Source organism: Lactobacillus kullabergensis (assembly GCF_003151025.1).
Classification (GTDB): Bacteria; Bacillota; Bacilli; order Lactobacillales; family Lactobacillaceae; genus Lactobacillus; species Lactobacillus kullabergensis.
Window position 1 is genome coordinate 1,255,630 of sequence record NZ_CP029477.1, and the last position, 22,750, is coordinate 1,278,379.

Consider the following 22,750-nt stretch of genomic DNA (forward strand, 5'->3'; position numbering starts at 1 on the left):
CAGCTGTGTTAAAAACACAGCTGCTTTTTAAATTTCAAAATTCTATTTTATGTTTATTGTAGCAAACGACCTGTTTTCTAAAGCAGTTAGCAATGCACGTGCAGTATCCAGGCTTGTAATTAACGGAATATTTTGCTGAATAGCAGTCTGACGAATGACAAAGCCATCAGATGTTTTAGCAAGATCATGGCCCATAGTATTAATTACCAAATCGATTTTGCCATTTTTCAATTCATTTAGGATATTTGTGTCAGTGTCTTCATGAATTTTATCTACCAAAGCAACATGTAAATGATTTTGTTTTAAAAATGTTGCTGTACCACTGGTAGCAAAAATACGGTAACCGATTTGGGCAAATCTTTTGGCAATAGGCAAAATTTCTTGTTTATCACGATCTTCGATTGTTAATAAAATATTGCCACTGTCCGGAATATGCATGTTTGCACCTGAGAAGGCTTTGTAAAGTGCCTTAGGAAAACTAAAATCACTACCCATGACCTCACCAGTTGACTTCATTTCCGGTCCTAAGTAGCTGTCAACATCAGAAAGCTTGCTAAATGAGAATACTGGGGCTTTAACACTAATCATTTTGGTTTCTGGTGCCAGGCCATCATCATAACCTTGCTCCTGTAAGCTTTCACCCATAATTACTCTTGTTGCCACCTGCGCCATTTCAATAGAAGTAATCTTACTTAAAAAAGGTACAGTACGACTAGCACGAGGATTGACCTCAATAATATAAATTTCACCATTGCGCTCAATTAACTGCAAATTCATTATTCCGCGACAATTAAGCTTTAACGCTAACTTCTTAGTAATGTCCGCTATTTTTTGTTTAATTGCGGGAGAAAATGCTTGAGCGGGATAAACAGCCATGGAATCTCCGGAGTGAACTCCAGCATGTTCAATATGTTCCATTATTCCGGGAATAAGGACCCTTTCGCCATCGCAAATTGCATCGACATCACACTCGCGCCCATCAAGATAATCATCAACTAAGATTGGATGACTGCTTGCAATATCCACATGATTTTGCAAATAGTCTTCAAGTTCTGGCTGATTATAAACAATTTCCATTGCTTTTCCACCCAAAACATAACTTGGTCTGACTAAAACCGGATACCCCAACTTGTCTGCTGCTTTGATAACACCATCATGTGTAGTAGTCGTAATTCCTTGCGGTTGCTTTAAGCCCAATTCTTTTACTACTTGATCAAATAATTCGCGATCTTCAGCTCTGTTCAGGTCTTCCACACTGGTACCCAAGATTTTAACACCATGCTTTTCTAGCCCAGCTGCCAAATTAATTGAAGTTTGACCACCAAACTGGATAATTACACCTTCAGGCTGCTCAAGATCACAGACATTTAAGACATCTTCTAAAGTGAGTGGCTCAAAATATAATTTATCAGAAACAGAAAAGTCGGTTGAAACGGTTTCTGGATTTGAATTAATTACAATGGCTTCATAACCCATTTTTTGTAATGCTTTGACACAATGAACAGTGGCATAGTCAAATTCTACACCCTGACCAATCCTGATAGGTCCTGAACCAACAACTAAAACTGATTTTTTACTATTCTTCCGACTCTCATTTTCGGTATCGTAAGTAGAATAGAAATAAGGAGTTTGTGAGATAAATTCTCCAGCACAAGTATCTACCATTTTATAAACCGGCACTAAATGGTTCTGCTTGCGCAGATCTCGCACTTGGTCTTCATCCTCATGCCATAAATTGGCGATAGTATGGTCACTAAAGCCGTATTTCTTAGCATTTTTGAGCACAGCCAGATCATCTGGATTAGCCGCAATAGTTTTTTCTAAATCAACAATATGCTTAACAATATCAAGAAAATAGAAATTAATTTTGGTTAATTCATGTAAGTCTGACATTGCATAGTCTCTGCGAAAAGCCTCCGCTAAATAAAAGAGACGATCATCTTGAGCTTTAACAAGTTTATTTTCCAGTTCTTCATCACTTGCATCATGAGCTTCAGCTGAATAAAAGTCTTTTTGGTCAATTTCCAAAGAGCGAACAGCTTTTTGAAAGGCTTCTTCAGCTGTTCTGCCTATAGCCATGACTTCTCCAGTCGCTTTCATTTGTGTGCCAAGTTCACGATTCGCTTTGGCAAATTTATCAAAGGGCCAGCGCGGTATTTTGCAAACAACATAATCCAGGGCTGGTTCAAATTCTGCAAAAGTAGTACCCGTTACTGGATTCTTTATTTCATCTAAAGTAAGACCCACTGCGATTTTAGCAGCCATCTTAGCAATGGGGTAACCCGTGGCCTTTGAAGCCAAGGCAGAAGAACGGGAAACACGCGGATTAACCTCAATGACATCGTAATTAAAACTATTCGGATCTAGGGCTAACTGAACGTTGCAGCCACCTTCAATTTTTAACGCCCGAATAAGTTTTAAAGAACAGTCGCGCAACATCTGATATTCTTTATCAGATAATGTCTGAGACGGTGAAAAAACAATTGAATCTCCCGTATGGATACCGACAGGATCAAAGTTCTCCATACAGCAGACAATCATGGCATTATCGTCATGATCTCTCATTACTTCAAACTCAATCTCTTTATACCCAGCAATTGACCGTTCAATTAAACATTCTGTAACTGGAGATAATTCCAAGCCATTTTTGGCTATTTTAGCGAGTTCATCCCTGTCATTGCAAATACCGCCACCAGTTCCACCCATAGTGAATGCCGGGCGAACAATGATGGGATAACCAATTTTGTCTCCAAAATCTAATGCTTCTTGCACTGTCTTGACACTAGTTGAAGGTGGCACTGGCTCTCCTAATTTTTGGCACAATTCTTTAAATTTTTCTCTGTCTTCGGCTTGTTCAATTGAATTGAGCTTTGTTCCCAATAATTCAATGTTTAGTTCATCTAAAATACCACTTTTTGCTAATGATAAAGCCATATTTAAACCAACTTGACCACCTAAAGTCGGTAAAATAGCATCAGGAAACTCCTTGCGGATAATACGTGATACTGATTCTAAAGTTAATGGTTCTATATAAACTTTATCGGCTATTGTAGTATCGGTCATAATTGTGGCCGGATTAGAATTAACCAGAACCACTTCATAACCTTCTTCACGCAAAGCAAGGCATGCTTGTGTACCGGAATAATCAAATTCTGCAGCCTGACCAATAATAATTGGTCCTGAACCAATTACCATTATTTTTTTAATATCAGTTCTTTTAGGCATGATTTTCAACATCCTTTCTTTGGTCAATCATTTGCATAAAGTAATCAAAGATGCCTTCTTCATCGTGAGGGCCAGGCGTACTATCAGGGTGAAATTGGACGGAAAAAGCAGGATATTTCTTGTGCCGCAAACCTTCGATAGTACCGTCATTAACTTCAACATGAGTAACCATTAAAATATCAGGATCAATTGAATCTTGGTTAACAGCATAGCCATGATTCTGTGAGGTAAAGCCAATATTTCCAGTAGCTATTTCACGTACAGGATGATTAAATCCCCGATGACCAAATTTCATTTTATAAGTTTTTGCACCATTAGCCAGAGCAAAAACCTGGTGACCCATGCAGATTCCCATTAATGGTACCTGCTTTTCTACTTCTTGAACCATTTTGACGGCACCCCGCATTTCTAAAGGATCTCCAGGTCCATTAGACAGCAAAACGCCATCCGGATGAAGAGATAATATTTTTTCAGCTGAAGTAATATAAGGCAAAACTATACAGTTGCAATCTCGTTTGCTTAATTCACGCAAAATACTATTTTTTAGTCCAAAATCTACTACAACGATATTGCGCTTTGAGCCTGGCACAGGATAAGCTTTTGTAGTCGCAACTCTTTTAACTACGTCCTTTGAAAGTTGACTTGCTTTTAATTGCTCTGCAATCGCAGCAGCATTCTCCTTAGAATCACAAATTTGACCCTTCATTGTACCGTAGGCACGTAATTTTTTAACCAATTTTCTGGTATCTATTCCTTGAATACCAGGTACATCTAGACTCTTTAAAAAATCTGGTAAAGTAGTTTGCATGCGCCAATTATCAGGGTGTCGTGCCACTTCATGGCAAATCACTCCTTTTATGCCCGGCTCAAGTGATTCATAATCTGCCAGCGTGATCCCATAATTGCCAATTAACGGATTAGTAAAAACTAAAATTTGATCAGCATACGATTGATCGGTAATTGCCTCTTGATAACCTGTCATTCCGGTTGTAAACACGACTTCACCTTTAGTCTCTTGACTTCCACCAAAGCCTTCGCCTGCAAATATACTGCCATCTTCTAAAATTAAATATCTCATTTACTTTCCTCACTTTGAAAAACAATCTGGCCGTCGACCATTGTTAAAACAGTTTGGCCATAAACTGCATCACTATTAAAAGGAGTATTCCTTCCCTTAGACTTAAAATTAGCTGCATTAATAGCTTCTTTTTTGTGAAGATCGAAAATTGCAATATCTGCCGGTTGACCTAAAGCTATTTTTCCAGCTTTTTCCAAACCAAAAGTTTTAGCGGGAGCCAAAGTGAGCCAATTTAATAACTGCTCCAAAGTAAAAATACCAGTTTTAACAAATTTAGTGTAGAGCTCACTAAAAGCCGTTTCGCTGCCAACAATACCAAATGCAGCCGTGGCAAAACCATTTTGCTTATCACTTGCAGTATGAGGAGCATGATCAGTAGCTATCATGTCAATTGTGCCATCAAGCAATCCAGCTATAAGTGCTTCTTGATCTCCTTTGGTTCTCAAAGGCGGATTCATTTTAAAATTAGCATTATCACTGATAATATTTTCTTCTTCTAATAGAAGATGATGAGGAGTAACTTCACAAGTAACATTAATGCCTTTACTTTTAGCAATTCTGATCAACTCAACGCCTTTCTTAGTAGAAACATGGCAAACATGGTAATGAACGCCAGTCTTTTGCGCTAATAATAAATCTCGAGCAATTTGAGTAGTTTCAGCTAATTCAGTAATTGGAGCTAAATTAAATTCACTAGCTTTTTGGCCACCATTTATAACGCCATGATTGAACAATGAATCATCTTGAGCATGTTCGGCAATAATTAAATTATTAGCCTGAGCTTTTAGCATTGCTAGATACATTGTGCGAGCATTTTGCACACCTTTGCCATCATTGCTTAATGCAACACAGCCGGCTTTTTTTAGAGCTGCATAATCAGGAATTTCGTTAGTATCTTCATTAACAGTAATTGGTGCATATTGCAAAACATGAATTACACCATTTTCACAATTGTTTTTGACCATTTTACGCAACAGTTCTGGCGTGTTGGGTACCGGTACTACATTCGGCATTGCACAAACAGTAGTGAAACCACCATGTGCTGCTGCCAGCGAACCGGTTCTGACATTTTCTTTATCAGTTTGTCCAGGATCTCTGTAATGAACATGTACATCAACAAGTCCTGGGCTTACTAATTGATTTTTGGCATCAATTATATTTTCTGCTTTTAAACCAATACCAATTGCAGAAATTACACCATTTTTAATTAAAAGGTCACCATGTACTATTTCTCCATCAGCATAAATATAGCCGTTTTTAATCACAGTTGTCATCAAGACAATCCCCCTAATTTGCGACCACGCATAACTGCTTCAATCATTGCCATTCTCATAAAAACACCATTTTCCATTTGCCTTACAAACCGACACTTTGGAGCTTCAACTAAATCACCGCTAAGTTCAACATCATGGTTAATCGGACCCGGGTGCATGATAATAGCATCATCTTTCATTTGTTCATACCTTTTTTGATTAATACCAAATTTTTCATGGTAGCTTTTGGCGTCAAATTTTGCTTCGTTAGGATCATCCGCGTGTCTTTCGTGTTGCACACGTAATAGCATCATCACATCCATTTGATTAATTAAATCATCAATTGGTTTATATTCACCATACTTATCGTATTGTTTGTCATACCAATATTCAGGGCCAGAGAAATAAACCTTAGCTCCTAGTCTGGTCAAAAGTTCCATATTACTTTTAGCAACTCGAGAATTTGTAATATCTCCTATAATAGCTACTTTAAGACCCTTAAAATGTCCAAAATGTTCGTGAATTGTCATCATATCAAGCATACATTGTGATGGGTGCTGCCCACTGCCGTCTCCTGCATTGATGACACCAATATTAAGATGTTGGTTTAGTTTGGGATGTATCAATTGATTATAGTATTCATTTTCAGAATGTCTAATAACTTCAAGATCAATCCCAAGAGCTGCCATAATAAGGGAAGTGTCATAAAGCGTTTCCCCTTTTTTAGTTGAACTGTGTGCAGGGTCAAATGGTATTACGCTTAAGCCCAATTTTCTTTCTGCCATTTCAAAACTCGTGTGAGTTCTGCTGGAATTTTCAAAAAACATGTTTGTGACAAAAACCGGCTGTGTTAAATGTGGACGAGCTCCACCATTTTTAAAGTATTCTGCTCGTTCAATAAGTGCCATTACTTGCTCAAGTCTTAAGTTTTCAACACTTACAAATGATTTTAGGGTAACAAGATTAATATTTTTCATTTTTACTCTTTTCCAAAAAAATAAACCTAAAGCTTTTTCAGCTCCAGGTTTAGCAAAAGGGTTTTTAGTATAGTTAGAGACTCAATAAAAGAACTCAAACCCTTCTGACCCTCTCTGGAGCCAATTAAACGGTTGAATTAATTTTTTATTGTGGCAATGGTTTTAATTCCACATTGTCTTTATTATCAATTTCCTCTACATGAACAGCTATCTCTTCATGTGATGAAGTTGGGATATTTTTACCAACAAAATCTGCTCGAATTGGTAGTTCGCGATGACCACGATCAACCAAAGCAGCAACGGCAATTGAACTTGGTCTGCCTTTATCCATTAAAGCATCCATTGCCGCTCTGATTGTCCGACCAGTAAAAATGACATCATCAACTAAAATCACATGCTTATTGCTAATTTCAATACCCAAATCTTTTGAATTAACAACGGGGTCTAGTTTTAATGATGCATCATGACGATCATCACGATATAAAGTAATATCAAGCTGACCAAGTGGAACATCAACACCTTCAAGCTTCTGAATCCGATCATGAATGCGTTGAGCTAAATAGACGCCACGAGTTTTTATTCCTATCAGAACCAGGTCCTCTGTGCCCTTATTTCGTTCAATAATTTCATAAGTGATTCTTGTCAACGCTCTTTTCATTGCTGAAGCGTCCCAAATTTCTTTAGTCATTTTTTTCTCCTGTAGTACATTGCCCATGAAAAAAGCACTTAATCTATTTGAGACTAAATGCTTTGTAAAAGTCAATACTTAATTGAGCTTTCCTTGCTAGCCTCACGGGACTAATTTTAAAGGACATCTGTTTAAATATACTGTTTCAAATTCAAATTGTCAATAGTAAAGTTGGATATTGCTGATGTTAGCTTTTTAATTATATTCAACTTGACCAACTAAATCTTTAATATCATTGACTCCTAAATTATTCAAAACCTGCGGTAAGTCATGGACAATATGAAGGCAAGCTAAAGGATCTTTAAAATGTGCACTACCTACTGCAACAGCGTTAGCACCAGCAAGCATAAATTCGACCACATCTTCAGCAGATGCAATTCCACCCATACCGATAATTGGTAAATTAGTAACCCGTCTTACCTGATTAATCTGATATAAGGCAATGGGCTTCACTGCAGAACCAGAGTATCCACCAAAATTATTTCCAAGCAGAGGTTTGCGAGTCTTTATGTTAATCCTCATACCAGTTACAGTATTTATTAAAGATAAGCCATCAGCACCACCTGTTTCAGCAGCCTGCGCTAATGCAACTATATCAGTTACATTAGGTGTCAACTTTACAAAAACGGGCAAATCAACTGTATTTTTTATTGCAGCAGTTAGCTTCTCCACCACTCTTGGGTGAACACCAAATGACATTCCACCTTTAGCCACATTGGGGCAAGAAACATTAATTTCAAGAGCAGTAACCATTTTTGAATCTGACAGTTTTTGGGCAACTTCAAGATAGCCATCTTCACTTTCACCACCAACACTGGCAATTATTGGTAGAGCTGGATATTGCTTTTTAATAGCAGGCAACTTATCGCTAATAACTTTATCAACCCCTGGATTGGTCAACCCAACTGAATTTAATACGCCATTATCTAAAACTGCAATTTGGGGTTGCGGATTTCCTAAACTTGGCTTAGCTGTAGTAGTTTTAATAACTAGTGCTCCCAGTTCATTCAAGTCAAATTTTTTTGCTGCTGGTACATCCCCGAAGCCGAAAGTACCACTAGCCGGCATCACCGGGTTTTTTAAAGTAAATCCAGGCAATTTTACACTGATGTTTGTCATTTTACCCTCCAAAAATGTAAGCTCACTGTCAATACAATTATTTTTGGATATATTTTACACAATTTCTTTACTTTTTAAAAACAAAATTTTTATTGTATTTTATAAACAAAAATGGTAATCTCATTAATGATAAACTTTAAACGGTACAGAGAGACCGCAAGTTAAAAACAAGACTTAAATTAAACAAAAGGTCTATTTTGATGCACTCTCGTACCAGAATAGGCTTTTTTGTGGAGGTTTTAATGGAAAAAGCAGTATTTGTAGCTTTGGACTTTGACAACCAAAATGATGTTCTTGAATTACTAACAAAACTAGGTCATCCCCAAGAAACATACTTAAAGATTGGTATGGAACTTTATTATCATTATGGATCCGATTTTGTAGAAAAATTAGTAAATCAAGGCTATCATATTTTTTTAGATCTTAAATTACACGATATTCCCAATACAGTTTATCGAGCTGCTAGGCAAATTGCTCATTTAGGTATTTTTTGCACGACTATTCATGCTCTAGGTGGCAGTGAAATGATTTCCGCCGCAAAAAAAGGCTTGATAGATGGCACACCAACTGGAAACAATACTCCCAAATTACTAGCAGTTACAGAATTGACCTCAATTTCAGAAAAAATTTTGGCAAATGAACAAAACTGTTCATTATCAATGGCAGAGCAAGTAGTTAGTCTGGCACAAACTGCAAAAAAAGCAGGTGCAGATGGTGTGATATGCTCACCACTTGAAGTGAAAAATCTTAAAGCAAAAGTAGGATCTGATTTTTTATATGTCACACCCGGAATTAGGTTAGTAGACAGTATTACTGATGATCAGATACGTATTGCAACGCCACAAAAAGCAAAAAAATTTGGTTCTAGTGCGCTTGTAGTGGGTCGACCAATTACGCAGGCTGAAGATCCCGCTCTAGTTTATCGAGAAATTAAAAAGGAGTTTGAGCAAAATGCATCAAGATCAAATTATTAATAAGTTAGTTGATAAAAAAATTATTACAATATCCCCTGACAAACCATTCACTTATGCAAGTGGAATGTTATCTCCCATTTATACTGATTTAAGATTAACTGTTTCTTATCCAGACTTGCGTGACTGGATTGCTTCAGATTTAGCAGGTCTTATTAAAGAAAAGTATCCAGATGTAAGCGTGATTGGGGGAGTTGCTACGGCGGGTATTCCCCATGCAGCATGGGTGGCTGACAAACTGAATTTGCCAATGATTTATGTACGCCCAAAGCCAAAAGATCATGGTAAGGGTAAACAAATTGAAGGTCTTTTTAATAACAACGATCAAATTGTACTAATCGACGATTTAATTACCACTGGTGGCTCAGTTATTAATGCAGTGAAAGCAACTGAAAAAGAAGGCGGCAATGTAATCGGCGTGAGCTCAATATTTACCTATTATTTAAAAGATACTAAAGCTAACTTTGCTCAAGCTAAAGTTGACTACAGTCCTTTGTTAACATATCCTGAACTACTGCAAAAAGAAAAAGAGATGAAATATATAACTTCAACAGAATATGAGGCTTTAAAGACATGGCACGAAGATCCTTGGGAATGGGGTAAAAAATTCCAATAAAAAACAAAGCCGATTATTTTATTAGTTATTAAAAACTGACTAATCTTTCACTAAAACAAGATTAGTCAGTTTTTCTTTTATTTGAAAAAAGGTTAATGATGTCTAATTGCACCATTCAGACGAACACGATAATGGAAATAAATCAATATCATGAAAGGTATTAAAATTAACTGCACTAAATAAAAGTATTTGACTGGTAATAAGTCATTTATAAATCCCATGATTATTGGACCAAACGCCATACCAATGTCAAGTCCTAAGTAAAACGTGCTACTGGCTAAACCTTGTTCGCTTATGGGAGCCAATAGCATTGCAGTTGACTGTAAAACTGAATACATTAAACCATAGCCAATAGCCATAAAAGCAGCTGCGAGAGCCATTATCCAGTTATTTTTCATTGTTGCCAGCAAAATTAGGTAAATAAGGGTGGCAGCAACACTAACCCAAAACCAAGTGCCAAATTTAACAGTATCAAAGAGATTTTTTAAAACTATTCGAATAAGCAATAGTACAACAGCATAAATCAAAAAATAGGAGCCTACATTTACACTCAAATGACGCTCTTCAACGTAAGTAACCAGATCGGCTTGTGTAGCAAAATAAGGAAAAGCAAATAAAGTGGTGAGCATTGCTATAGGCAATACATTTTTCTGAATAATTTTGATATGTAAAAATGATTTCTTCTTTTCGCTATACCTAATTTCTTTTGGCTTTGCCTTATTGCCAACAAATTGAATTATAATGACCATTAAAAAGGCTGAAACAGCAGAAGCAATGATGGCAGTTCTGTATCCTGTTTTTTGATAAGTACTAATGGCCAGTGCCGGAGCAACAGCCATCGCCAGTGCATTCATCAGACCGTAAAATCCCATTGCCTGACCAACGTGAGCACGTGGTACCAAAAAGGCAAGCCAAGTGGTCATGCAAACGGTGCAAAGAACATAACCTGAACCGTTAATTAAACGAAAAAGGAGCAGCCAATTGCTTGCCGGTGCTATTACGTAGCCGGTTACACCGACCACTATGAGAATTCCGCCGATAAAAGATAAACGGTATTTCGAAAATTTATCCGTCAAATTACCTGCAATTGGCCGCAAAAACATTGCTGCTATACTCATAATTCCAACAATCAAGCCAGCAAAGCCACTACTAGCTCCCAAACTTTTAGCGTAGCCATTAATCAAAGGGTTAACAAACATGGTACTAAACATAAAAAAGAATGAAGCTGCCATAACTAGTATCACATCTTTAGTATAAATTGCTTTTTCTTTTGTCATTTTTACCTCACTTACTTAAAACCTAACTTATCTATCATATCACTTAAAAGTTGGCATATTAGAATAATAAAATGAACTGAAAAACAATTTTAGCTGTCAAACATGCGATAGTATTTGACTGAGAGCTATATATAATGCTAGACATTCCTTTTAAAGTTATACAATTCGGCCAAAAAAGGTTGTATGAAATTTCCGTACAACCTTTAAGTTAGTGTATATGTGATTTTAAGATATTTATCCATAGAAAATTTTAAAATTAAATCTAATTGCTTATAATTATTTTTTTAGTTTATCTAAAACATAAATTTAAACAACTATAAACTTCTTTCTGTGGTATCATTAAATCTAGTAGTGAGTTTAATTGACCTTAATTAATTTCTCTCACTTCTAATTTTCTACGTTAAGGGCTAATTTTATCTTTAGCATAGTGAGACACTTTAAAATTCATCCTTAACAATATTGTAAGCAACTTCAATTGATAATTATATTGAAGCTGCTTTTTTATTTCTTAACATTTCCTTTCTTTAAGCATTGATAAAAAATATCTTTTCAAACAAGTTTCCTGACTTATTTTAAATAACACTACCTCTCCCAAAAATTTATCTAATATATAGTTGACATGATTAGATAATATAATCCTAATAAATGTGGTTAAAATTGTCAATAAATTATTTAATTTTAAAAAATATGTTTTTATTATAAAACAGTATAAAAGTATCTGTATAATATTTAAATAACACAGTTCATAATGATTGTGAAGCATCTATAAAATAAAAAATACTTTTTTAATGATGATTATTAAAAAAGTATTTTATTACAAATAACAGTAATAATATTATATTTAAATAAAAAAATTTAAATATTATTTATTTTTTTGAAAGCGTAGCCATCTGGCTTTATATCTTATTAACTTTTATTTTATTTATATTAATTTAGAAATAACATTTTGAAAATAATTACTTAGCAATGGTTTACCAGAATTGATAATTTGTTATTAATTCAGAATTTAGTTAGCACTTTTAAAATTTTAAAAATTAACTCTTGAAATTATCAAATTCAAAAATATTTGTAATTAATCTTTCTTAAATATGGCATAAAACTGCCCACCTTGAAACACTGCTTAAGTTTATTAATAGAGCAAAGCTTCTTTTTACTCATATGCTTGGCATTTGGACTAAAAACAGATAGATTTTAATTTAATTTTTCTTTCAATATCACTAATACCTAGAAATACAACATATTATAGTTGCTATGCAATTAGAAAAGATAGTTTTTGATTAAATTAATGTATTTTTACAAAAATGTAACTATTTTAGTATTGTAAAGAGATATCCTTATCACGACTATATCTCCTTCAGTACCTAGGTCATTGGCAGCGGTAACAGCTTTCTTTACATTAGATTTACCAATAGGTCTGTGCATTAAGTTGAAATTTTTTACCAGCAACTTTCTGGTAATCCGTTTAAAAATATTATTAGATTTGTTTCAGGAGAAGATTAATTATTTTTATCTGAGTTAAAAGTAACTAAAGACGAATTGGGCTATGTTAAAAACGTTTCTAAAATTAAAATGTCAAGCCGATTTACAGCTTGACATCAAAACTATTTTAAAAATCTATTAAAAACTTTTAAAGGAAAGTAATCAACGTGTTTTTTATTTTCTTAAAAGTTATTTCTTCAAAACAAAAATATACAGATTTAAAAATACTACTATCATCCAGATTGGTTTAGTAGCCCATATAACGATTTCTTTCCCAATCAGAAACAGTTTGAGTGTATTGCGACCATTCTAACTCTTTAGAATCAATAAAGCTCTGAGTTAAATGTTTTCCTAAAGCATTTTGAATTAATTTATCTTTCTTAAAAGCTTTTAATGCATTGTGCAATGTAGAAGGAAGAGGTTTGATTCCCATTTCATTAAGTTGTTCTTCACTTAAATCAAATAAGTTGCAGGTTACTGGATCCATAGGCATCTTTTCTTCCTTAATTCCAGCCATTCCTGCACTTAAACATGCGGCTAAAAGCAAGTACGGGTTAGCTGTAGGATCAGCGGAACGCATTTCAAGACGAGTATTTAATTCCCCTGCAGAAGGTACTCTAACCATAGGAGAACGATTCTTTGAAGCCCAAGAAATATATACTGGAGCTTCAAAACCGGGAATTAAACGCTTGTATGAGTTAACAGTCGGGTTGCCAACTGCTGTAATGGCACGTGCATGCTCCAAAATGCCATTTAAAAAGTACAAGGCAGTCTTGGATAAATGATATTTATTATTTTTATCATAAAATGCATTTTTACTGCCTTTGAATAAAGACATGTTGGTATGCATACCGTTGCCAGCTTGACCTTGCAAGGGCTTAGCCATAAATGTAGCAAATAAGCCATGTCTTTTAGCTATCTCACGCACAATCATTTTAAAAGTTTGCACACGATCAGCAGTTGTCAACGCATCATCGAATCTGAAATCAATTTCCTGCTGGCCATCTCCTACTTCATGGTGAGCAGCTTCCACTTCAAATCCAATGCTTTCCAAAGTTTCAACAATATCTCGGCGACAACTTGCACTTTCATCGTTTGAAGTCAAATCAAAATATGATGCATGGTCTGGAACTTGAGTAGTCCAATTACCATTTTCATCAAGTTTAAGTAAATGAAACTCGGCTTCAAAACCAATGTCAAAAGCGGTAAAGCCCAATTCTTTCATTTGACCTATAACTCTTTTAAGATTATTCCGTGGATCACCTGCGAAAGGCTCACCATCAGTAGTATGAACGGAACAAGTTAAGCAACCAATTTTACCACCTGTGCTGTCACTCCAAGGCAAAACGGACCAGGTGGAAAAATCTGGATATAATATCATATCACTTTCTTCCAAACGAACAAATCCATCAATTGAAGAACCATCAAAGCGTACGTCATTTTCTAAAACCTTGTCTAACTGACTATTTGGAACTTCAACTGCTTTTAGCGTTCCATTGATATCTGTGAAAGCCAATCTAATAAATCTGACATCTTCTTCTTTGACACTTTTTCTTATGTCATCTGCTGAAATTTTCTTTGTCATGCTTCTCCACCTAAAAAATCACACAATAATTGGTACAGTCTAAACTAGAAATTTGTTTCTCGTTTAAAACTAGATTTTAGATTAGCAAATGTTTAAAAACTTGTAAAGTGGTCTAACAAAAAATATTAAAACTTTACCAAACTTTTACTTTACTTTTATAAATATCCTTGATTAATTTTGAAAAAATAATTCATTAACTGCATTTGTGATCGCTATTTTCACATGAGCATAGGTTAATCCACCTTGCATATATAGAGCATAAGGCGGTCTAATTGGACCATCTCCAGAAAACTCAATACTTGCACCTTCAATAAATGAACCATCAGCCATAATCACTTGATCTTCATATCCAGTATCATTACTCGGAATAGGATCAACAAATGAATTAATTGGTGAGTTTTCCTGTAAAGTTTTAGCAAATCTGATCATTTTGTCTTTATCATGAAAAATCACTGTTTGAATTAAGTCAGTTCTTTCATCATTCCATTTAGGTGAAACCTCTAATCCCATCTTTTCTAATAAAGCTGATGAGTAAATTGCACCTTTAATAGCATTGCCGGTAACACTCGGTGACACAAAAAGGCCCTCAAAATAATCAAGATTATTATTTAAGCTGGCTCCTTCTTCGCGACCAATACCACCGGCCGTAAGTCTTGCCGCAGTGTTTTCAATCAATTCGTGCTTACCAACAACATAACCACCTATTTTTGCCAGTCCACCACCAGCATTCTTAATTAATGAGCCAGCCATTATATCAGCACCATATTCAGTAGGTTCATGTTGCTCAGAAAATTCTCCGTAACAGTTATCAACAAAAACTATACTTTTCGGCGAAACTTCCCTGATCATTTTAATCATTAGCTTGATTTTTGCCACTGTAAAACTTGGTCTGGTATTGTAGCCTCGTGAACGCTGAATGACAACCATTTTAGGTTGATGTTCTTTTAACAGCTTTCGTGCAGAAGCAAAATCAACACTGCCATCAGATAACAAATTAACGTGAGAAAACTTAACACCATATTGTTTCAAGCTACCACGACCATTACCGGCAATTCCAATAACTTGTTGCAATGTATCATAAGGCATACCAGTTAAATAGATTAGTTCATCACCTGGCAGCAAATTTCCTGCCATTGCAGTAGCCAAAGTATGAGTACCAGAAACAAACTGTGAACGGACTAAGGCATCCTCAGTGTTAAATATCTGTGCGTAAATACGATCTAGCTTATCTCGCCCGCTGTCATCTGACCCGTACCCAGTACTGCCAATTAAATCAGATTCAGCAACAGCTTTGTCTTTAAAAGCTTGTAAAACTTTATTTTGATTAAATAGAATATTTTGATCAATTTTTGCTAATTGCGGCGCTATCTGTTTGTCAGTTTCTGCTACTATTTCATTTAATTCATTTGGCCAGTTATTCATTTAACCAAACCTCAACTTTCTGTGTAATTTTATTTAAACAATTCGGATCTTTAAGCGGATCAAACCAAGTGACAGGTAATTGATGACGAAAATACGTCAGCTGCCTCTTAGCATATCTTCTTGAAGCTGTTTTTAAATTTGAAACGCAATTTTCAAGGTTATCTTGTTTTGCAAAATAAGGAAACAACTCTTTATAACCAATAGCCTGCAGGATTGTATATTCTTGAGCACGATTTTGATAAACAAATTTTGCTTCTTCAAGCAAGCCTTGTTCCATCATCTGATCAACACGCAAATCAATTCTACGGTAGATTTTAGCACGATCTGAATTGAGACCAATAATGAGGTAATCATATCTTGCCTTTATTTTTTTCTGCTGTTGTGAAAACTTTTTTCCTGTACGTTCAATTACTGTCAGCGCCCGTAAAACACGGCGAGAGTTATTTGATGGAATTTTTTGAGCGGCTTCTGGATCTCGCTTGTCTAACTCTGCCCACAATTCATTTTTACCATGTTCCTGCAAAAAGTTTTCCCATTTTTTCGTTGTCACTGATTCTTGGCGAGACGGTTCTCCTAATTTCATTTTGTTTAAAAGTGCATTAACATAAAAACCAGTACCACCTACTAAAAGTGGCAGCTTACTTTGGGCACTGATTTTCTCAATAGCTTTTTCCGCCTGCTCAATAAAATCTATCACAGAATAAGGCTCAAAAACTGATTGAGTATCAACAAGATAATGCCGAATAGCGGTTTGCTCTGTTGGAGTTGCTTTCGCTGTTCCAATAGCCACCTCTTTATAAACCTGCATTGAATCACCCGAAATTATTTCAGCATTTACTTTTTGAGCAAGCTGAATTGCCAAAGAGGTTTTTCCAATTGCCGTTGGTCCCACTATTGCCAAAACTTTCTGCATCTTTTTCCCTCATTCAATAAATAATATAGAAAAAACACGTTTGAAAAATTAACAAACATGTTTTCTATTTAATATTTGGACTTCTTAGTACGACCATTCCATTCATCAAAACCATTTTTTAACCACTTAATAGATGAAAAGTTCTTTTTCTGTAGAAATCTGGCAGCTCGCAGGGTAACTGATAAAGAATCAGAGTATAGGTAAACCGGAAGATCGGACCTTAATTCAGTATATTGATATTTAAGCATTGTATAAGGTAAGTTTCTGGCACCATCAATATGTTTTCTTTTGAAAGGTTCTTTTTCACGTAAATCTACAACCTGTGCTTTACGCATTCCCTTATTAAATTCATCATTGGACAAGTCTCCACCGCCCAAGCGCTTAGTCTGTATTTTATTCCATAACCAAACTGCAACAAAGGCTAAAATTATTATAATTAAAACCGCATCTAGAATAACTAAAAAAGTTGACATAAATTGTATTTCTCCTACTTAAAAGTTTCTAAAAACAATATACTCTTAATGTAGCTTAAGAGCCATGCTTATTTTTATTTCTGCGTTCTTCATATTCATATTCACGGCGCAGTATTATTTTTGCAACTAAATAATCATGCTTATCGATTAAATGTGAACGGTTGATATTATCTAGTTCAAGAGCCATTAGCTCAATGTCCCAAATTCTTTTTCCTACATGGACAAAAATGCCGTATTTTTCCAAAAGCTGTTGTACATCATACAAAGTTTTCATTATAAACTGATTACCATACCCATTCTGACAGCTGCCACACAATAAATTATTAGAGCACATACTGCAACAACACGCATTTTCATTGAATACTTTCTTAAGTTTCTTTCACCCAAAATCACAGCAATTAAAAATCCGGTTATAAAACCGCCAATATGTCCTGGGATATCGATATTAGGAGCAAAAAGATCAAGCACAATATTAATCAGTGCCAGCCAAAAAGATTGCCTACCTAAATAAACAAGAATCGGATTAGCACGATTTTGCAATGCAACAGCAGTCATTGCACCAAAAAGTCCAAACAAAGCAGTTGAAGCACCAGCACTAATAGCGTTATCGTTTCCCCAAGCCAAGCTTAAGAGATTTCCGCCAATGCCTGAAAGCAAATAAATAGCTAAAAAACGCCAATGACCTATTATTGTTTCCATATAAACTCCCAGATAATAGATCATCACTGCATTTGATATTAAGTGCATAATTCCAATATGAAGGAATTGTGCGGTAAACAAACGCCACCACTGGTTACCTATAACAATAGCATCATTTTTCATAGCTCCCAATTTCATTAGAACGTAGATATTTTCGGAGCCGCCTATTGCAGTTTCAATTAAAAAGACTAAAAAAAGAATAACTAGAATACTGATAGTTATATAACAATTTTTCAGGTTTTGTCGCTGGTTCATAATAGCCTCAGTTATTTCGATAAAATTGATTCAGGAGTGATAATTGTTTGAATTGGAACATCAGTTGCTTCTATTTTCCACGCTGCAGTTTTAAAAATCATCTTTGAATTGACCAAAGCTACCGTCTTTGAACCAGGATGTTTTGCCAAAAAGCGATCATAATAACCACCGCCAAATCCTAAACGTTGATGTGAATCCAAAGCAAAAGCCAATCCGGGCACAATAATTAAGTCGAGATCATTATTAATCTGAGCATCCGGTTCACTTACTTCTTCAACACCAAATTTCGACTTAGTTAACTTAGTCATGTAACTATAATAAATAAAATCTTGGGAACGTTCACTGTTATCGTTAGCGCGAGCTAAATAAACATCCTTTCCTAGATCCCATAACTGTGCAATTAGTCCTGAAGTATCAACCTCATAAGTTAGAGAAGATGTTATCCCTACGCTCTGGCAGTTGCTAAGCAAATCAGAATTCATAATATTTTTAAGCAGAGTCTGATCTTCAGTGCTTTTTAGAGGTGTTTCCGCAAAATTGCTTAGTTTTTCTACTTGTTGTTTTCTAATTTCTTTTTTTGATTTTGTCATGATTCTTCCATATAAAAAATAGCAGGAGCATAGGCTCCTGCCATATTGGTTAATTACTTAGTTTCACGATGAAGAGTAGTATGTCTTTCGACTGGGCAATACTTCTTCAAACTTAAACGTTCCGGATGCTTACGCTTGTTTTTCTTAGATAAGTAACTTCTATCGCCACATTCGGTGCATTCCAAAATGATGTTATCTGCCATTTCTTTCACCACCTACGCTTTTATTCTGACTGTATTATCTTAGCATTTTTCCTTTATTATTACCAGTAATATTCACAAAATTCTATTTTTTATGTAATTTAAAGTAATCCTGTACCATTGCTTTAGTCATTTGTAGTGTATATGAACCTTCATGTTCAGGATCAAGTCCTGGAAATATTACCGCTGTTGCTATTTCAGGATTATTGGATGGCGCATAGCCAACAAAAGTAGCATTAACCAGCTCAGGTGGATTTTTTTGGTTAGGATTATCAGGATCGTAATAAAATGTTTGAGCAGTTCCCGATTTGCCGGAAATAGAAGGCTTTACATTTTTTAGTTTATGCGCTGTACCCCAAGAATTTGTACCATGAACAACACGCCAAAAACCTTGTTTGACAATATTCAGCTCATCTGATGTCCAGGGTATACGTAACTGAACTTCTGGTTTTTTATTATAATCTACATAAACTTTTTTGCCGTTATTTGAAGTTCGTCCAATTGACTGCACCACATAAGGCTGCATTCTATAGCCACCATTTGCAATCGTAGAAACGTACTGAACCATTTGAATTAAAGTATAAGCATCATAGTTACCATAAGACAGGTCTAACACAGAACCTGAAAGAACCAATCCTTGATCATTAAATGATTTGCCCTGAATTCCGGAAATTTCTCCCGGTAAGTCAATGCCAGTTTTTTGACCTAATCCAAACATATTAAAATTATGTCGTAAAGGTTCAAACGCCGTTTGTGGCATATAAATTTTTGTTTTAGGAACATATGAAGCTTTAACCCATTTCATTGCTAAATGCATCATGTAAATATTACTTGAAACTTCAAGTGCCGTTTCTGCATCAAGGGCTCCAAAAGTACCTATTGGATAAACAGACTTTTTAACAGGAGTACTGGGCAAGTAAACCGGTGTATCAGGCATTACATTATTTGTGGGAGTGATTACCTTATTAATCAATCCTCCACCTACCATTGCGCCTTTAACAGCTGACCCCATTACAAAAGACTGATTAATTACCCCTAATGCGTTATTAGTAGTTTTATTCTTCTTTGGGTCACGACTAATACCAGCAATAGCCAAAATCGCACCAGTTTTGGGATTCATGGCAACAGCATAAGCTCCATTTGAATAGCGAGCCGCTCCTGAACCAACAGCTGACGCATAGATATTTTCTAATGAACTTTGAACCTCTTTTTGATATTTAGCATCAAGCGTTAAAACCAAACTTGCACCAGCTTGACCAGTATAAACCGATTTCGATTGTTCAATATCGCCTGAATTTTTAGTCCAAACTTTACTTGTGGCTTTCGTTCCTTTAAGCAGTGGCTCATATTTTTCTTCTAAATATGATGTACCAACTCGATCATTCCTGGAATAGCCGTTAGTTAAATAATATTGTAAATTATCACTAGGCAAGCCGGCTTTTTCAGTTGATACAGAACCAATAATGCTGCGAATCGATGAACCATTAGGATAAGAACGTTGCCAATCAGTACCAATGCCTACACCGGGCAAATCAGAAAGATGTTCGCCTACTTCCGCAATTTCTTTATCTGTTAAGTGATTATTTTTAATATAAATGGTAGAAAGAGTGTACGCCCCTGAAATCTTATTGTAAATTAAAGCCGCTGTTTTTTCACGTGCACTTAATTTAACATGTTCAGCATTAACTTGCTCTTGGATTCTTTTATTAATTAAATTATCATCCTGTGTTGCTCTCACTGATTTAGGAACTTTAGCGGCTTCCTTAGCACTATTATTTTTATTAGCCAAATAATAATCAATTACTTGCTGCTGTGTCGGTTTTTCGTCTTTAATTGAAATATATTGGCTAAGAGAATTTGAAATTGAATAAATATCTTCACTTGTAGTAGAAACACTTTTGGTATAGGTAATAGCATTCTTAGCTCTATTTCCTACCAATACGCGCCCTTTGCTGTCATACATAACCCCACGAGGAACTTGACTTGAAACTACAGCAGAATTAGATTTTTGCACTTCAGCCTTAAAACGAGAACCATAGCCTATTTGCAAATATGCCAGTTGTCCAATTAACGTAGCAAAAAGGACAAAAATAATCCCCAAAATTATTTTCATCCTAATTGGAGTTGAAGCTTGTTTTTTGGAATTATTATTTTTAGTCTTTAGCTTTTTCTTAAAAAAATTCAATTAGACTCAACCTCACTAAACTAGTGTAATTTTAGCAAAAACTAGATGACAAATCTATTGAGATGTTAACGTTTTGAAAAAACTTTAATAGATAAGTTGCAAATGACAAGTAATAAACTAGTTATAGACACTTCATAAAAAATCTTCTGTAAATTATTTATTTGTAATAAAATATTGATGGGATAAAAAAATTTAGAAAGAAGATCAAACTATGACACTTAAATTTCAAATTGGAGTTGACGCAGGCGGAACCCATACTATGGCGATTGCTTATGACTTAAAAGGTCATGAACTTGCACGTTCACAAGCTGGGCCAGGTCAGGTAAACACTAACTACGCCAGTGCAATAACCAATATTACAAATGCTATAAACAAGTTAATTGATGAAATCGATGGTGACTGCCAACGTATCTTATGTGGAATAGCTGGCTTATCTGTTGTTGGCCATGCACCTGAAGTAGCAGCTGAGATTTCAGCTAAAGCTAATAACTTACCAACCAGAGCAATTACTGATTCACTTTTAGCTCTTTATAATGGTCTTGAAGGTGAAGATGGTGGCTTAGTGATCGCCGGTACTGGTTCAGTTTATAATGGTTTACAGAATGGCAGAATTATCACAACCGGAGGATATGGCGCCATTTTAGGTGATGAAGGTTCCGGGTACGCGATTGCTTTGTCAGCTTTAAAATCTGCCCTACTTAGTTGGGACAAACGAGAAGAAAATGAACTAATTTCAATGTTCAATAAATTGTTCAAAGTTGACAACCTAAATGATGCAACAGCTAAATTTTATAAGACAGCAAACGCTGACTTTGCGTCAATGGCCGTTAATGTAGCACAACTAGCTGATAAAGGTAATCCTTTTGCATTAGCAGTAATCAAGGAACAGGCAGAACTTCTTGCACGTGATATTATTATTGGCATGAATCGTTACGAAGATCCTAAACCAATGAAAATTGCATTAACTGGTTCTGTGCTTGCTAATAACCACATGCTACGAGATTTTCTTGAAGATAAAGTCAGGGAAAAATATCCAGACGCACAATTTTCAATTTCTAACGGTGAGAATGCTCGAGGTGTGGTCTTTGATAAAAGCAAAGATTACCGCTACTTTACCAGTCACTAGAAAAAGCATAAAAAAGCCAGAACATATTCATTTAAGAAAACGTATATGCTCTGGTCTTTTTTTATCTAAAATAGTAAAACACTTTTGTAAAGACTGCTAACTATTCCTCTACTTTATTGATCACTACATCAAATTTACCACCAGGTGTTGATATAGTTACTGTTTCACCCTTTTTTTTGCCTAGAATTGCTTGGGCTATTGGCGAATCGTTAGAAATCTTACCATTCATCGGATCAGATTCATCACTACCAACGATGGTATATGTTTCTGGTTCATCTTCACCAACTTCAGTATAAGTTACTGTTTTACCCACTGCAACTTCATCTGGATCACTAGAGTTAGCGTCAACCACATGAGCATACTTAAGCATTTCTTCAACAACGCTAATACGATCTTCTAAATGGCTCTGTTCGTCTTTGGCAGCGTCATATTCAGAGTTTTCGGACAAGTCACCATAAGAACGAGCAACTTTAATTCTTTCAATCACTTCAGGGCGCTTCACGACTTTTAGATTTTTTAATTCTGCTTCCAGTTTTTCTTTTCCTTCAGCAGTCATCGGATAAGATTTTTCAGGCATTAAATTTCCACTCCTTAAAGTTAAATTTCTTTTTGCAAAGAT

General features: G+C 35.4%; 20 protein-coding genes. 3 read left to right on the forward strand and 17 right to left on the reverse strand.

The features are described 5' to 3' along the window. Positions 1-42 precede the first annotated feature (42 nt). The 6 genes from carB to DKL58_RS05950 form a co-directional block, all read right to left on the reverse strand. A complete protein-coding gene (gene carB, locus DKL58_RS05925; protein WP_109587014.1) occupies positions 43-3,225 on the reverse strand; it encodes a carbamoyl-phosphate synthase large subunit in 3,183 nt (1,060 codons plus the stop codon). After that, positions 3,218-4,303 (reverse strand): carbamoyl phosphate synthase small subunit, encoded by a 1,086-nt coding sequence (locus DKL58_RS05930; RefSeq protein WP_109586454.1) that lies wholly within the window; start codon positions 4,301-4,303, stop codon positions 3,218-3,220. The genes carB and DKL58_RS05930 overlap by 8 nt, the downstream gene beginning before the upstream one ends. After that, positions 4,300-5,577, reverse strand: a complete 1,278-nt coding sequence (locus DKL58_RS05935) for a dihydroorotase (RefSeq protein ID WP_109586455.1) — start codon at positions 5,575-5,577, stop codon at positions 4,300-4,302. Before DKL58_RS05935 ends, DKL58_RS05930 begins: the two co-directional genes overlap by 4 nt. Further along, complete coding sequence (locus tag DKL58_RS05940) at positions 5,577-6,533, reverse strand: aspartate carbamoyltransferase catalytic subunit (RefSeq protein ID WP_109586456.1); 957 nt, start codon at positions 6,531-6,533, stop codon at positions 5,577-5,579. The genes DKL58_RS05935 and DKL58_RS05940 overlap by 1 nt, the downstream gene beginning before the upstream one ends. A gap of 145 nt (positions 6,534-6,678) precedes the next feature. After that, the gene (gene pyrR, locus DKL58_RS05945) at positions 6,679-7,221 is read right to left on the reverse strand and encodes a bifunctional pyr operon transcriptional regulator/uracil phosphoribosyltransferase PyrR (RefSeq protein ID WP_109586457.1); all 543 of its coding nucleotides are present in this window, start codon (positions 7,219-7,221) and stop codon (positions 6,679-6,681) included. A gap of 195 nt (positions 7,222-7,416) precedes the next feature. Next, positions 7,417-8,340 carry a dihydroorotate dehydrogenase gene (locus tag DKL58_RS05950; protein WP_109586458.1) on the reverse strand — a complete coding sequence of 308 codons (924 nt, stop codon included), beginning with the start codon at positions 8,338-8,340 and terminating at the stop codon, positions 7,417-7,419. A gap of 242 nt (positions 8,341-8,582) precedes the next feature. On the opposite strand from DKL58_RS05950, the gene pyrF reads away from it, so the two are divergent. Together pyrF and pyrE are read left to right on the forward strand one after the other, a co-directional pair. Beyond that, positions 8,583-9,314, forward strand: coding sequence for an orotidine-5'-phosphate decarboxylase (gene pyrF, locus DKL58_RS05955; RefSeq protein ID WP_109586459.1), 732 nt, complete (start codon positions 8,583-8,585; stop codon positions 9,312-9,314). Beyond that, complete coding sequence (gene pyrE, locus DKL58_RS05960) at positions 9,292-9,927, forward strand: orotate phosphoribosyltransferase (protein ID WP_045928288.1); 636 nt, start codon at positions 9,292-9,294, stop codon at positions 9,925-9,927. Before pyrF ends, pyrE begins: the two co-directional genes overlap by 23 nt. 92 nt (positions 9,928-10,019) lie before the next feature. Here pyrE and DKL58_RS05965 read toward each other — a convergent pair whose 3' ends face one another. The 10 genes from DKL58_RS05965 to DKL58_RS06010 form a co-directional block, all read right to left on the reverse strand. Beyond that, positions 10,020-11,204: an MFS transporter gene (locus DKL58_RS05965; RefSeq protein ID WP_109586460.1), complete on the reverse strand. Its 1,185-nt coding sequence runs from the start codon at positions 11,202-11,204 to the stop codon at positions 10,020-10,022. 1,726 nt (positions 11,205-12,930) lie between these two features. Beyond that, a complete protein-coding gene (gene glnA / locus DKL58_RS05970) occupies positions 12,931-14,268 on the reverse strand; it encodes a type I glutamate--ammonia ligase (RefSeq protein WP_109586461.1) in 1,338 nt (445 codons plus the stop codon). A gap of 171 nt (positions 14,269-14,439) precedes the next feature. Continuing rightward, positions 14,440-15,690 (reverse strand): methionine gamma-lyase family protein, encoded by a 1,251-nt coding sequence (locus tag DKL58_RS05975; protein WP_109586462.1) that lies wholly within the window; start codon positions 15,688-15,690, stop codon positions 14,440-14,442. Next, a complete protein-coding gene (miaA, locus tag DKL58_RS05980; RefSeq protein WP_045928292.1) occupies positions 15,683-16,603 on the reverse strand; it encodes a tRNA (adenosine(37)-N6)-dimethylallyltransferase MiaA in 921 nt (306 codons plus the stop codon). The genes DKL58_RS05975 and miaA overlap by 8 nt, the downstream gene beginning before the upstream one ends. A 68-nt stretch (positions 16,604-16,671) precedes the next feature. Beyond that, positions 16,672-17,076, reverse strand: coding sequence for a rhodanese-like domain-containing protein (locus DKL58_RS05985; protein ID WP_034980205.1), 405 nt, complete (start codon positions 17,074-17,076; stop codon positions 16,672-16,674). 55 nt (positions 17,077-17,131) lie between these two features. Further along, complete coding sequence (locus DKL58_RS05990) at positions 17,132-17,350, reverse strand: YqgQ family protein (RefSeq protein WP_034980203.1); 219 nt, start codon at positions 17,348-17,350, stop codon at positions 17,132-17,134. Continuing rightward, the gene (locus DKL58_RS05995; protein WP_109586463.1) at positions 17,350-18,030 is read right to left on the reverse strand and encodes a rhomboid family intramembrane serine protease; all 681 of its coding nucleotides are present in this window, start codon (positions 18,028-18,030) and stop codon (positions 17,350-17,352) included. The genes DKL58_RS05990 and DKL58_RS05995 overlap by 1 nt, the downstream gene beginning before the upstream one ends. Positions 18,031-18,041: 11 nt before the next feature. Further along, the gene (locus DKL58_RS06000; protein ID WP_109586464.1) at positions 18,042-18,620 is read right to left on the reverse strand and encodes a 5-formyltetrahydrofolate cyclo-ligase; all 579 of its coding nucleotides are present in this window, start codon (positions 18,618-18,620) and stop codon (positions 18,042-18,044) included. Positions 18,621-18,673: 53 nt separating this feature from the next. Next, positions 18,674-18,823, reverse strand: a complete 150-nt coding sequence (gene rpmG, locus DKL58_RS06005) for a 50S ribosomal protein L33 (protein ID WP_081945351.1) — start codon at positions 18,821-18,823, stop codon at positions 18,674-18,676. Positions 18,824-18,905: 82 nt separating this feature from the next. Continuing rightward, positions 18,906-20,933, reverse strand: a complete 2,028-nt coding sequence (locus DKL58_RS06010) for a peptidoglycan D,D-transpeptidase FtsI family protein (protein WP_420812278.1) — start codon at positions 20,931-20,933, stop codon at positions 18,906-18,908. Between the two features lie 283 nt (positions 20,934-21,216). Here DKL58_RS06010 and DKL58_RS06015 point away from each other — a divergent pair, with 283 nt between their 5' ends. Further along, positions 21,217-22,131 carry an N-acetylglucosamine kinase gene (locus tag DKL58_RS06015; protein ID WP_109586466.1) on the forward strand — a complete coding sequence of 305 codons (915 nt, stop codon included), beginning with the start codon at positions 21,217-21,219 and terminating at the stop codon, positions 22,129-22,131. A 100-nt stretch (positions 22,132-22,231) separates the two neighbouring features. On the opposite strand, the gene greA is transcribed toward DKL58_RS06015, so the two are convergent. Continuing rightward, positions 22,232-22,708, reverse strand: coding sequence for a transcription elongation factor GreA (gene greA / locus DKL58_RS06020; RefSeq protein WP_034980198.1), 477 nt, complete (start codon positions 22,706-22,708; stop codon positions 22,232-22,234). Positions 22,709-22,750 lie beyond the last annotated feature (42 nt).

What these genes read in the sequence shown, in the direction of transcription:
- carB (WP_109587014.1), bottom strand. Translation starts at nt 3,225, where the DNA reads ATGCCTAAAAGAACTGATATTAAAAAAATAATGGTAATTGGTTCAGGA.
- DKL58_RS05930 (WP_109586454.1), bottom strand. Translation starts at nt 4,303, where the DNA reads ATGAGATATTTAATTTTAGAAGATGGCAGTATATTTGCAGGCGAAGGC.
- DKL58_RS05935 (WP_109586455.1), bottom strand. Translation starts at nt 5,577, where the DNA reads ATGACAACTGTGATTAAAAACGGCTATATTTATGCTGATGGAGAAATA.
- DKL58_RS05940 (WP_109586456.1), bottom strand. Translation starts at nt 6,533, where the DNA reads ATGAAAAATATTAATCTTGTTACCCTAAAATCATTTGTAAGTGTTGAA.
- pyrR (WP_109586457.1), bottom strand. Translation starts at nt 7,221, where the DNA reads ATGACTAAAGAAATTTGGGACGCTTCAGCAATGAAAAGAGCGTTGACA.
- DKL58_RS05950 (WP_109586458.1), bottom strand. Translation starts at nt 8,340, where the DNA reads ATGACAAACATCAGTGTAAAATTGCCTGGATTTACTTTAAAAAACCCG.
- pyrF (WP_109586459.1), top strand. Translation starts at nt 8,583, where the DNA reads ATGGAAAAAGCAGTATTTGTAGCTTTGGACTTTGACAACCAAAATGAT.
- pyrE (WP_045928288.1), top strand. Translation starts at nt 9,292, where the DNA reads ATGCATCAAGATCAAATTATTAATAAGTTAGTTGATAAAAAAATTATT.
- DKL58_RS05965 (WP_109586460.1), bottom strand. Translation starts at nt 11,204, where the DNA reads ATGACAAAAGAAAAAGCAATTTATACTAAAGATGTGATACTAGTTATG.
- glnA (WP_109586461.1), bottom strand. Translation starts at nt 14,268, where the DNA reads ATGACAAAGAAAATTTCAGCAGATGACATAAGAAAAAGTGTCAAAGAA.
- DKL58_RS05975 (WP_109586462.1), bottom strand. Translation starts at nt 15,690, where the DNA reads ATGAATAACTGGCCAAATGAATTAAATGAAATAGTAGCAGAAACTGAC.
- miaA (WP_045928292.1), bottom strand. Translation starts at nt 16,603, where the DNA reads ATGCAGAAAGTTTTGGCAATAGTGGGACCAACGGCAATTGGAAAAACC.
- DKL58_RS05985 (WP_034980205.1), bottom strand. Translation starts at nt 17,076, where the DNA reads ATGTCAACTTTTTTAGTTATTCTAGATGCGGTTTTAATTATAATAATT.
- DKL58_RS05990 (WP_034980203.1), bottom strand. Translation starts at nt 17,350, where the DNA reads ATGAAAACTTTGTATGATGTACAACAGCTTTTGGAAAAATACGGCATT.
- DKL58_RS05995 (WP_109586463.1), bottom strand. Translation starts at nt 18,030, where the DNA reads ATGAACCAGCGACAAAACCTGAAAAATTGTTATATAACTATCAGTATT.
- DKL58_RS06000 (WP_109586464.1), bottom strand. Translation starts at nt 18,620, where the DNA reads ATGACAAAATCAAAAAAAGAAATTAGAAAACAACAAGTAGAAAAACTA.
- rpmG (WP_081945351.1), bottom strand. Translation starts at nt 18,823, where the DNA reads ATGGCAGATAACATCATTTTGGAATGCACCGAATGTGGCGATAGAAGT.
- DKL58_RS06010 (WP_420812278.1), bottom strand. Translation starts at nt 20,933, where the DNA reads ATGAAAATAATTTTGGGGATTATTTTTGTCCTTTTTGCTACGTTAATT.
- DKL58_RS06015 (WP_109586466.1), top strand. Translation starts at nt 21,217, where the DNA reads ATGACACTTAAATTTCAAATTGGAGTTGACGCAGGCGGAACCCATACT.
- greA (WP_034980198.1), bottom strand. Translation starts at nt 22,708, where the DNA reads ATGCCTGAAAAATCTTATCCGATGACTGCTGAAGGAAAAGAAAAACTG.